Genomic DNA, 10,717 nt, shown 5'->3' on the forward strand with positions numbered 1-10,717 from the left:
CCGGCATCGGAGCGCGAGCAGCATTTCGGCGTGAATTGTGCACAATAGTATACAAAACGCCGCTCGCCCCCCTTGATCGACAAGGGCATATAAGGCATGAGCATCTCCAGCGAGAACCCCTGTTTGCCAGAAGGGAGCCACACCCCATGACCATCATCGTCGGACAAGACAGCGCCAAGGCGCGCAAGACCCTCACCGTCGGCGGCACATCCGTTGACTATTACTCCATCCCGGCCGCGCAGGCCGCAGGTCTGGGCGATTTCACCCGCCTGCCCGCCGCGCTCAAGGTCGTGCTGGAAAACATGCTCCGGTTCGAGGACGGGCTGACCGTCACCACCGATGACATCCGCGCCTTCGGCGACTGGGCCAATCAGGGCGGCACCTCCAGCCGCGAGATCGCCTATCGCCCGGCCCGCGTGCTGATGCAGGATTTCACCGGCGTTCCGGCGGTGGTTGACCTTGCCGCCATGCGCGACGGGATCAAGGCACTGGGCGGCGACCCGCAGAAAATCAACCCGCTGAACCCGGTTGATCTGGTCATCGACCACTCGGTCATGATCGACCAGTTCGGCAACCCGCGCGCCTTCCAGTTCAACGTTGACCGCGAATATGAGCGCAATATGGAGCGCTACACCTTCCTGAAATGGGGGCAGAAGGCGTTCAACAACTTCCGCGTTGTGCCGCCGGGCACCGGCATCTGCCATCAGGTGAACCTGGAATATCTGGCGCAAACCGTCTGGACCGATACCGACCAGTCCGGCAAAACTGTCGCCTACCCCGACACATTGGTCGGCACCGACAGCCACACCACCATGGTCAACGGCCTTGCCGTTCTGGGCTGGGGTGTCGGCGGGATCGAGGCTGAGGCGGCGATGCTGGGCCAGCCCATTTCCATGCTCATCCCCGAAGTGGTGGGTTTCAGGGTCACCGGCGCGCTGCGCGAAGGCGTAACCGCCACCGACCTGGTGCTGAAAGTGGTGCAGATGCTGCGCGCCCATGGCGTGGTGGGCAAATTCGTCGAATTCTACGGCGAAGGCCTTGACCACATGCCGCTGGCCGACCGCGCCACCATCGCCAACATGGCCCCCGAATACGGCGCCACCTGCGGCTTCTTCCCCATCGACGGCGAGACCCTGCGCTACCTGCGCCAGACCGGCCGTGACGAAGAGCGCATCGCGCTGGTCGAGGCCTATGCCCGCGAAAACGGCTTCTGGCGCGATGCCAGCTATGCCCCGGTCTATACCTCGACCCTGCATCTGGATCTGGGCGATGTCGTTCCCGCCATCTCGGGCCCCAAACGCCCGCAGGACCATGTCGCGCTCGATGTCGCTGCCACCACCTTCGGCGAATACATCCGCGGCCTGCGCAAGATCGCCTCGGTCCCGGCCGAGGAAAAGGCCGAGATGGAGGGCGAAGGCGGGCACCCCGCCCCGGCCCATATCCCGGGCGATCTGCACGGTTTCGCCTCAGCCAGCGTGGACGGCGAGGATTACCGGCTGCGCGACGGCTCGGTGGTGATCGCCTCGATCACGTCCTGCACCAATACCTCCAACCCCTATGTGCTGATCGGCGCGGGGCTGGTGGCACGCAAGGCCCGCGCACTGGGCCTGACGCGCAAGCCTTGGGTGAAAACCTCGCTCGCACCGGGTTCGCAGGTGGTGTCTGAATATCTTGAGGCCGCCAACCTGCAGGAAGACCTGGATGCGCTGGGCTTCAACCTTGTCGGCTATGGCTGCACCACCTGCATCGGCAACTCCGGCCCGCTTCAGCCGGAAATCTCCAAGGCGATCAACGACAACGATCTGGTCGCGGTCTCGGTCCTGTCGGGCAACCGCAACTTTGAAGGCCGGATTTCGCCCGATGTGCGCGCCAACTATCTGGCCTCGCCGCCGCTAGTGGTGGCCTATGCCATCGCGGGCGACATGAACATCGACATCACCAAAGACCCGATCGGCACCTCGAAAGACGGCAAACCGGTCTATCTGAAAGACATCTGGCCGACGACCAAGGAAATCGCCGATATGGTCGATGCCGTGGTCACGCGTGAGATGTTCCGCTCAAAGTACGCCGATGTGTTCAAGGGCGACGAGAAATGGCAGGCGGTCGAGATTACCGACGCCGAAACCTACGACTGGCCCGCCAGCTCGACCTATATCCAGAACCCGCCCTACTTCCAGGGCATGTCTCCGGAAAAGGGCGAGATCAAACCGATCACCGGCGCGCGCGTCCTGGCGCTGCTGGGTGACATGATCACCACCGACCACATCTCACCTGCCGGTTCGTTCAAACCCACCACCCCGGCCGGGAAGTACCTGTCCGAGCATCAGGTGCCGGTGTCCGAGTTCAACAGCTACGGCTCGCGGCGCGGCAACCATGAGGTGATGATGCGCGGCACCTTCGCCAATATCCGCATCCGCAATGAGATGCTGGACGGGGTAGAGGGCGGCTATACCAAAGGCCCGGACGGTGAGCAGACCTCGATCTACGATGCGGCCATGGCCCATATCGAAGCGGGCACGCCGCTGGTGATCTTCGGCGGCAAGGAATACGGCGCAGGCTCGTCGCGCGACTGGGCGGCCAAGGGCACCAACCTCTTGGGCGTCAAGGCCGTGATCGCCGAAAGTTTTGAGCGTATCCACCGCTCGAACCTGGTGGGCATGGGGGTGATTCCGTTCGAGTTCACCGGCGACGACACCCGCAAGTCGCTCAGGCTGACAGGTGATGAGAGTGTGGCGATCGAAGGACTGAGCGATACGCTCAAACCGCTTTCCAACGTTCCCTGCACCATCACCTATGCCGATGGCACCACGAAAACGATCCAGCTGAAATGCCGGATCGATACCGAGATCGAGGTCGAATACGTCAAGCATGGTGGCGTGCTGCACTATGTGCTGCGCCAGCTGGCCAAACAGGCCTGACCGGCACAAACCGGGATCCGGGAAGCATGACTGGCGGGCGGGACCGGGAACGGCTCCCGCCCGTCTTCGCATCACGGCTGCGCCGCAACGCTCATCCCGTTTGGCCGGGCAGCAAAGCTGCGCCACGCGGCAACCGGGGGCTTTGCCCCCGCTTCTTTTTCAAAAGCCAGGGGGCTTGGCCCCCATAATTCTTTTTCAGATGCAAGGGGGCTTCGCCCCCTCTGGGCCTGCGGCCCATTCACCCCCCGCGTATTTCCGGCAAGATGAAGGGAGGCGCCGCGCCTCTGCTTCCTCTGCTCGGAACTATCCCGGGCGTGAGCAGCATCCCGGGAGGCCTCCGTTAGAAGGTCCGAAGCGCGGCTGTGCCAAGGCTCGCGGAGCGGCCCCTCCACCCGGCAGACGGCGCGCAGATCACCGCCGGCACCAGAGGCCGGAGGGGCGCGCCGCGCGCGCCCCGACCGGGCGGGTGGGGTTCGATGCCCCACCCGCCCGGCGCCTGTCCCGGATACGCATCTTCACCAGCCGATCAACTCGCCGCCAGCCGCCCTGTCGTGCTTGAACTCGCTTCTGCCCGGCTATAGGGTGCGCGCCAATCCGGCCGGAGCAGATGCTCCGGCCCACAACGTTGAACGAGGACCCAGAATGTTCATCTCTCCCGCCTATGCCCAAGGTGTCGCTGACGGGGCCGGCATCCTGCAGACCATGATCCCCTTCGTCCTGATCTTTGCAATCATGTGGCTGCTTCTCATCCGCCCCCAGCAAAAGAAGATGAAGGAACACCGCAACATGGTTGAAAACCTGCGGCGCGGTGACCAGGTGGTCACGGCGGGCGGGATTGTCGGCAAGGTTGCCAAGGTCAAGGAAGACGGCGAGATCGAGGTGGAAATCGCCGAGGGTGTGAAGGTCCGCATTCTGCGCCAGACCATCGCCACGGTCGTCTCCAAGACCGAACCGGCCAAAGAAAAGGAATGACAGGGGAATGACCGGCGCGCCGGAAGCCCCACTTCCGGCATGCTGCCCTTGCGCGCCCCTTCTGTCTGCCCCTGAACCCAAGGCTTCGCGATGCTGCAAATCTCACTCTGGAAGCGCCTGCTGATCATCCTGATCTGCCTTTCTGCGCTGACCTTCTCGATGCCCAATCTGTTTTATGACCGGGTCGAGCGGCACAACGATGCCACCGCGCTGATGGAGCAGGGTCAGGACGAGCCTGAACTGCGCGCCGAGCGCAGCCTCTGGCCGGACTGGGCGCCCTCCTATCTGGTGAACCTGGGCCTTGACCTGCGGGGCGGCGCGCATCTGCTGGCCGAGGTTCATGTTTCCGATGTCTATGCCGACCGTGTCGACGGCCTCTGGCCTGAAGTGCGCGACCGGCTGCGCGATGCGCGCGCCCAGGTCGGCAATGTCCGCCGCCTGCCCTCGGATGACCCGGCGGTACTGCGGGTCACCGTCTCCGATCCCGATGGAATGGATCAGGCACTCGCCATTGTCAGCGAACTTGCGCGCCCGCTTCAGACCCTCTCCGGCATCGGCGCGAACGACCTTGAGGTCCGCCGCGAAGGCGACGAGATCGTCGTCACCCTGTCCGAGGCCGAGCGTGCGGCCACCGATGACCGCACCATGCGCCAGTCGCTGGAAATCATCCGCCGCCGCGTGGACGAGGTCGGCACCCGCGAACCCACGATCATGCGTCAGGGTGCTGACCGCATCCTGATCCAGGTGCCCGGCATCGGCTCGGCGGCCGAGCTGAAAGAGCTGATCGGCACCACGGCCCGGCTGACCTTCCACCCGGTCGTGCGCCAAAGCTCGAACCCCGCCGAAGTGCCCGGCCCGCGCGAGGTGATCTATCCCTCGATGGACGACGAGGGTGTCTACTACGTTCTGGAGCAAACGCCGGTTGTCTCGGGAGAGCAGCTTGTCGATGCTCAGCCTGATTTCGACCAGAACGGCCGCCCCGCCGTCAGTTTCCGCTTCAATCCGGCGGGCGGGCGGGCCTTTGGCATCTACACCGCTGAGAATATCGGCAATCCCTTCGCCATCGTGCTGGATGAAGAGGTCATTTCGGCCCCGGTCATTCAAAGCCATATCCCTGGCGGCTCGGGCATCATCACCGGCCGCTTCACGGTTGAGGACAGCACCCAGCTTGCAATCCTGCTGCGCGCGGGTGCCCTGCCCGCCGAGATGACCTTTCTGGAAGAGCGCACCATTGGCCCCGAACTGGGCCAGGACAGTATCGACGCCGGGTCGGTGGCGGCGATTGTGGCCATGTCCGGGGTGCTGATCTTCATGGTCCTCACCTACGGCTTCTTCGGCGTGGTTGCCAATGTCGCGCTGTTGCTCAACATCGCGATGATCTTTGCGCTGCTGTCACTGATCGGTGCCACGCTGACCTTGCCGGGGATCGCCGGGATCGTGCTGACCATCGGTATGGCCGTGGATGCCAATGTGCTGGTATTCGAACGTATCCGCGAAGAGATGAAGACCGCGCGGGGCGCGGCGCGGGCGATCGAGCTGGGCTATGAAAAGGCCCTTTCCGCGATCCTTGATGCGAATATCACCACCTTCATCACCGCCGCGATCCTGTTCGCGCTGGGTTCGGGGCCGGTGCGGGGCTTTGCCGTCACGCTGGGGCTGGGGATTGTTACCTCGGTCTTTACCGCGCTCTTTGTTACCCGCCTGATGGTGGTGTTCTGGTATGAACGCCGCCGCCCGAAAACCATCGTGATCTGAGGAGAGAAGATGCGCCTGAAACTCGTCCCCGATGAGACCAGTGTCAACTTCCTCGGAAGCTGGAAAATTCCCTTTGGCATCTCGATGGCGCTGGTCGTGCTGTCCATTGTCGCCTTTCTGTCCATGGGCCTGAACTTCGGCATCGACTTCCGCGGCGGCACTTCGATCCGCACCGAGGCCACGCAGCCTGTCGATATCGGCGCCTATCGCGGGGCGGTTGCGGCGCTCGGTGTCGGCGATGTGGCCGTATCCGAGGTGTTCGACCCCACCTATGGCCCCGATCGCAACGTGGCCATGCTGCGCATTCAGGCGCAGGACGACGGCGAATCGATCACGCCCGCCATGCTGGCCGAAGTTGAGACCGCGCTGCGCGGCGTTGACCCCACGCTTCAGTTCACCTCCGTCGAATCGGTGGGGCCGAAAGTGTCGGGCGAGCTGGTGCAATCGGCGATTCTGGCCGTGGTGGCAGCGCTGGCGGCGGTGCTGTTCTATATCTGGCTGCGGTTTGAATGGCAGTTCGCACTGGGGGCCGTGGCGGCGCTGGTGCATGATATCGTGCTGACCATCGGCCTGTTCTCGGTGCTGCAGATCCGGTTTGATCTGGCGATCATTGCGGCCCTTCTCACCATCGTGGGCTACTCGCTCAATGATACCGTGGTGGTGTTTGACAGGATGCGCGAGAACCTGATCAAGTACAAGAAGCGCTCAATCATCGACGTGATGAACCTCTCGCTGAACGAGACGCTGTCGCGCACGGTCATCACATCGCTGACCACGCTGCTGGCGCTGGGCGCGCTTTTCGTGCTGGGCGGTGATGTGATCCGTGGTTTCGTCTTTGCGATGATCTGGGGCGTGGTCGTGGGGACATGGTCCTCGGTCTTTGTGGCGGCGGTCGTGGTCAAGCGGCTGGGCGTGAAACGTGACTGGTCGAAGAACGACGGCGACAAGAGCGGCACACAATTCGCCACCGGCGAGTGACGGCGCGTGATGGCGGGGAGGCACGGCGATGCAGCTCAATGAGATCGATTTCGGCGCAGCCCGCCCCATCGAGGGCTATGGCCCCGGCTTCTTCCGTCTGGGCGGTGAGGCCCTGCCGGCACCCGTGATCATCGCGCCCGGGCAGACGACGCCCTGGCAGGGCTATGATGACCCGGCGCCGCTGCTGGCGCTGGCTGGGCAGCTTGACGTGTTGTTCATCGGCACCGGCCCAGATATCGCCCCTATCCCCGCCCCGCTGCGCCAGACGCTTGAGGCAGCGGGGCTGGGGGTTGAGATCATGTCAAGCCCCGCCGCCTGCCGCACCTACAACGTGCTGCTGTCCGAGGGGCGGCGCGTGGCGGTTGCCTTGCTGCCGGTCGGCGGCACCGCGCCGGATCCGGGCTGACATTGTAACCCACGCGCTGTGAAGCGGTTTCAAAACCGCGTCCTGCGGGGCGGGCCCTTTCGTGACGCAGATCAAGGCGCTGGCCATGGGCTGCGCTAAGGCTTGCGCGGATCATGCGATAGGATAAACCGGCATTCATGGAACTGGTGGTAAGCGATCTGGCCTGCGCGCGCGGCGGCGTGCCGCTTCTGGAGGGGGTGAACCTGTGCCTTGGCGCGGGGGCGGCACTGGTGCTGCGCGGCCCCAACGGTTGCGGCAAGACAACCCTTCTGCGCACCCTCGCCGGTCTGCAACCCGCGCTCAGCGGTACCATCTCCTGCCCGCCCGAGAGCATGGCCTATGCCGGGCATGCCGACGGGCTGAAGGCCATGCTGAGCGTGACCGAGAACCTGCGCTTCTGGGCCGCCATCCATGGCCGGCAGGGGGTGCCTGAGGCTATCGCTGCGATGAACCTTACCGATCTGGCTGAGCGTCAGGCGCAGAACCTGTCCGCCGGGCAAAAGCGGCGGCTGGGGCTGGCGCGGCTGATGGTGACGGGGCGTTGGCTCTGGGTGCTGGATGAGCCCACGGTGTCGCTTGACGTGGCCTCGGTCGCGCTGTTTGGCACGGTGGTGCGCGCGCATCTGGCGGGTGGCGGGGCGGCAGTGATGGCGACCCATATCGATCTGGGTCTGGCCGAGGCACAACTGCTGGACCTGACCCCGTTCCGCGCCCTGCCCCGCGCCCCCGAAGGTTTTGACGAGGCCTTCCTGTGATCGCCCTTCTGACCCGCGATCTGCGGCTGGCAATCCGCGCCGGTGGCGGCTTCGGGCTGGGGCTGGCGTTTTTTCTGATCCTGGCCGTGCTGGTGCCCCTGGGCGTGGGCCCCGAAGGGCAGGTTCTGGCCCTCATCGCCCCGGGCATCCTGTGGGTGGGTGCGCTTCTGGCCTGCCTTCTGTCGCTTGACCGCCTTTTCGCGCTGGATTTCGAGGATGGCTCGCTGGACCTGCTGGCCACCGCCCCCATCCCGCTGGAAGGCGTTGTGGCGATCAAGGCGCTGGCGCATTGGCTGACGACCGGCCTGCCGCTGGTGCTGGCCGCGCCCGTTCTGGGCATCCTGCTCAACCTGCCCGGCCCGGCCTTTGGCTGGCTGGTGCTGTCGCTTCTCCTCGGCACCCCGGCGCTGAGCGTGATCGGTGCCTTCGGCGCGGCGCTCACCGTGGGGCTGAAGCGCGGCGGGCTTCTGCTGTCGCTTCTGGTTCTGCCACTCTACATGCCCACGCTGATTTTCGGTGCCGAGGCGGTCAGCCGGGGCGCGCAGGGCCTGCCCGCCGCCACGCCGCTTCTGCTTCTGGCCGGGATCACCGCCGGGGCCACAGCCCTTCTGCCCTTCGCCGCAGCCTTTGCCCTGCGCATCAACCTGCGGTGAAACGCCGCTTTCACAGGCTCGTGGCTTGAGCAAGCCCGCCGCAACGACTAGGTAGCCGCCATGACGACAACAACCCGCCCCTCGCTCTGGGAATATGCCAACCCGGTGAAGTTCATGCGCCTCACCGACTGGCTGTTGCCGGTCGTCGGCTGGGCCGCCGGGGCACTGGTGCTGACCGGGCTGGTCTGGGGCTTTTTCTTCACCCCCGATGATTTCAGGCAGGGCTCCACCGTCAAGATCATCTTTCTGCACGTGCCCGCAGCCCTGATGGCGATCAATGCCTGGATCATGATGCTGGCGGCCTCGCTCGTCTGGCTGATCCGGCGTCACCATGTCAGCGCGCTGGCGGCGCGCGCGGCAGGGCCGGTGGGTGCGGTGATGACGCTGATCGCGCTGTTCACCGGCGCCATCTGGGGCCAGCCGATGTGGGGCACCTGGTGGGCCTGGGACCCGCGCCTGACCTCGTTCCTGATCCTGTTTCTGTTCTACCTCGGCTACATCGCGCTATGGTCCGCGATCGAGGACCCGGACACCGCCGCCGATCTGACAGCCGTTCTGTGCATCGTCGGCTCGGTCTTTGCCGTGCTGTCGCGCTATGCCGCGCTGTTCTGGAATCAGGGGCTTCATCAGGGCGCCTCGCTCTCGGTAGCGCCGGGCACACGGATGGACTGGGCCTACAAGGCGCCGCTCTATGTTTCCATGACCGGCTTTGCCCTCATGTTTCTGGCACTGGTGCTGGCCGGAACCCGCACGGAAATCCGCGCCCGGCGGATGAAGGCGCTGATCGCGCGTGAAAGGATGCAAGCATGATCCCCGATCTGGGACGCTACGCTGTTGAAGTGACGCTGGCTTACGGCGTGTCGCTGGCACTGCTGGGGGCGCTGACCGGCTGGATCTGGCTGCGCGGCCAACAGGTGCGGCGCGCGCTGGAAGCAATTGAGACCCGCGCCAGAAACAAGAGGTAAACACATGCCCAAGATCAATCCGCTTCTGGTCATTCCACCGCTGATGCTGGCCGGTTTCGTGGCCTTCGTCGCCGTGGGCAACCTGCGCGAAGACCGCGATGCCCTGCCCTCGGCGCGCGCCGGACAGGCCGCGCCCACCGTCGCGCTGGAGGAGATGCCGGGACGCGCCCTGCTGACCGATGACCTGATCCGCTCAGGCGAGGTAACGCTGGTGAATTTCTGGGCCTCCTGGTGCCCGCCCTGCCGCGCCGAACACCCGGTTCTGGAAGACCTCGCCGCCGAAGGGGTCACGGTTTACGGCGTGAACTACCGCGACCAGCCGGACCGCGCCGAAGACTTCCTGTCCGAACTGGGCGACCCCTACAGCGCCGTCGGTGCCGACCCGCGCGCACGCATGGGGCTGGACTGGGGTGTCGTTGGTCTGCCGGAAACCTTCGTTGTTGACGGGTCAGGCCAGATCATTCTGCGCTATGCCGGGCCGATCACCGATGAAATCGTGGCCTCGCGCATCCGCCCGGCACTTGAGCGCGCCGCCGCCAACTGAAAAGCGCCCGCCATGCCTGACCTGCCCACCCTGCCCGATGATGCCACCCTGACCGAGAAGGGCCTGACGGAAACGGGCGCAGGGCGTATCCTGCTTCTGGCCTGCGGGGCGCTGGCGCGGGAAATCCTTGCGCTGCGCGCCGCCAATGGCTGGACGCATCTTGACCTCCATTGCCTGCCCGCGAACCTCCACCTCTGGCCGGACCGCATCCCCGATGCTGTTGAGCAGGCGGTGGCGCGTTTCCGGCCCCGTTATGCAAGCATCTTCGTCGTCTATGCCGATTGCGGCACCGGCGGGCTGTTGCAGGCGCGCTGCGAAAAGCTGGGGGTAGAGATGGTCGAGGGCCCGCATTGCTATTCGTTCTTTGAAGGCAACGCCGCCTTTGCCGCCCATTCGGAAAGCGAAATCACCGCCTTTTACCTGACCGATTTTCTGGTGCGCCAGTTCGATGCCTTTGTCTGGAAACCCATGGGCTTTGACCGCCACCCCGAGCTGATCCCCATGATGTTCGGCAATTACGAGAAGCTGGTCTATCAGGCCCAGACCAACGACCCCGCGCTTGATGCCCGCGCCCGTCTGGCCGCCGAAAGACTGGGGCTGGCCTATGAGCGCCGCTTCACCGGCTATGGTGATCTGGTCCCCGCGCTACGGCGCGCGGCACAGTGACAGGCACAGTCACCGGGACAGCGACAGCAAAGACCGCCGGCCTGATCAGCCCGGCGAACACCGCGCCGCAGCGCCTGTTCGATTTCCCCTACCCCGCGCCGCTTC

11 protein-coding genes are annotated in these 10,717 nt (G+C 64.9%); all 11 read left to right on the forward strand.

Features of this window, described 5'->3' with window-relative positions:
• Positions 1–146: 146 nt before the first annotated feature.
• The 11 genes from acnA to V7Q53_RS15380 all read left to right on the forward strand — a co-directional run bounded on the left by acnA (position 147) and on the right by V7Q53_RS15380 (position 10,612).
• The gene (gene acnA / locus V7Q53_RS15330; RefSeq protein ID WP_333829519.1) at positions 147–2,918 is read left to right on the forward strand and encodes an aconitate hydratase AcnA; all 2,772 of its coding nucleotides are present in this window, start codon (positions 147–149) and stop codon (positions 2,916–2,918) included.
• A 702-nt stretch (positions 2,919–3,620) separates the two neighbouring features.
• Complete coding sequence (gene yajC / locus V7Q53_RS15335) at positions 3,621–3,890, forward strand: preprotein translocase subunit YajC (protein WP_333829539.1); 270 nt, start codon at positions 3,621–3,623, stop codon at positions 3,888–3,890.
• A gap of 90 nt (positions 3,891–3,980) precedes the next feature.
• Complete coding sequence (gene secD, locus V7Q53_RS15340) at positions 3,981–5,645, forward strand: protein translocase subunit SecD (RefSeq protein ID WP_333829520.1); 1,665 nt, start codon at positions 3,981–3,983, stop codon at positions 5,643–5,645.
• Positions 5,646–5,654: 9 nt separating this feature from the next.
• Positions 5,655–6,623, forward strand: a complete 969-nt coding sequence (secF, locus tag V7Q53_RS15345; protein ID WP_333829522.1) for a protein translocase subunit SecF — start codon at positions 5,655–5,657, stop codon at positions 6,621–6,623.
• A 28-nt stretch (positions 6,624–6,651) separates the two neighbouring features.
• Positions 6,652–7,029 carry an Mth938-like domain-containing protein gene (locus V7Q53_RS15350; protein ID WP_333829524.1) on the forward strand — a complete coding sequence of 126 codons (378 nt, stop codon included), beginning with the start codon at positions 6,652–6,654 and terminating at the stop codon, positions 7,027–7,029.
• Positions 7,030–7,166: 137 nt separating this feature from the next.
• Positions 7,167–7,784, forward strand: coding sequence for a heme ABC exporter ATP-binding protein CcmA (gene ccmA / locus V7Q53_RS15355; RefSeq protein ID WP_333829526.1), 618 nt, complete (start codon positions 7,167–7,169; stop codon positions 7,782–7,784).
• Positions 7,781–8,437 carry a heme exporter protein CcmB gene (gene ccmB, locus V7Q53_RS15360; RefSeq protein ID WP_333829527.1) on the forward strand — a complete coding sequence of 219 codons (657 nt, stop codon included), beginning with the start codon at positions 7,781–7,783 and terminating at the stop codon, positions 8,435–8,437. Before ccmA ends, ccmB begins: the two co-directional genes overlap by 4 nt.
• A 60-nt stretch (positions 8,438–8,497) precedes the next feature.
• Entirely contained in the window at positions 8,498–9,247 is a 750-nt protein-coding gene (locus V7Q53_RS15365; RefSeq protein ID WP_333829528.1) for a heme ABC transporter permease, read from the forward strand.
• Positions 9,244–9,402, forward strand: a complete 159-nt coding sequence (ccmD, locus tag V7Q53_RS15370; protein WP_333829529.1) for a heme exporter protein CcmD — start codon at positions 9,244–9,246, stop codon at positions 9,400–9,402. Before V7Q53_RS15365 ends, ccmD begins: the two co-directional genes overlap by 4 nt.
• A 4-nt stretch (positions 9,403–9,406) precedes the next feature.
• Positions 9,407–9,946: a DsbE family thiol:disulfide interchange protein gene (locus V7Q53_RS15375; protein ID WP_333829531.1), complete on the forward strand. Its 540-nt coding sequence runs from the start codon at positions 9,407–9,409 to the stop codon at positions 9,944–9,946.
• Positions 9,947–9,958: 12 nt separating this feature from the next.
• Positions 9,959–10,612 (forward strand): DUF1638 domain-containing protein, encoded by a 654-nt coding sequence (locus V7Q53_RS15380; RefSeq protein WP_333829533.1) that lies wholly within the window; start codon positions 9,959–9,961, stop codon positions 10,610–10,612.
• The last annotated feature ends 105 nt before the right edge of the window (positions 10,613–10,717 follow it).

The organism is Pararhodobacter sp. (assembly GCF_036802785.1).
Classification (GTDB): Bacteria; Pseudomonadota; Alphaproteobacteria; order Rhodobacterales; family Rhodobacteraceae; genus Pararhodobacter.

Bases quoted from the DNA above. Each gene is read 5' to 3' on its own strand.
- V7Q53_RS15380 (WP_333829533.1), top strand. From the start codon at position 9,959: ATGCCTGACCTGCCCACCCTGCCCGATGATGCCACCCTGACCGAGAAG.
- secD (WP_333829520.1), top strand. From the start codon at position 3,981: ATGCTGCAAATCTCACTCTGGAAGCGCCTGCTGATCATCCTGATCTGC.
- V7Q53_RS15375 (WP_333829531.1), top strand. From the start codon at position 9,407: ATGCCCAAGATCAATCCGCTTCTGGTCATTCCACCGCTGATGCTGGCC.
- ccmA (WP_333829526.1), top strand. From the start codon at position 7,167: ATGGAACTGGTGGTAAGCGATCTGGCCTGCGCGCGCGGCGGCGTGCCG.
- secF (WP_333829522.1), top strand. From the start codon at position 5,655: ATGCGCCTGAAACTCGTCCCCGATGAGACCAGTGTCAACTTCCTCGGA.
- acnA (WP_333829519.1), top strand. From the start codon at position 147: ATGACCATCATCGTCGGACAAGACAGCGCCAAGGCGCGCAAGACCCTC.
- ccmD (WP_333829529.1), top strand. From the start codon at position 9,244: ATGATCCCCGATCTGGGACGCTACGCTGTTGAAGTGACGCTGGCTTAC.
- V7Q53_RS15350 (WP_333829524.1), top strand. From the start codon at position 6,652: ATGCAGCTCAATGAGATCGATTTCGGCGCAGCCCGCCCCATCGAGGGC.
- V7Q53_RS15365 (WP_333829528.1), top strand. From the start codon at position 8,498: ATGACGACAACAACCCGCCCCTCGCTCTGGGAATATGCCAACCCGGTG.
- yajC (WP_333829539.1), top strand. From the start codon at position 3,621: ATGATCCCCTTCGTCCTGATCTTTGCAATCATGTGGCTGCTTCTCATC.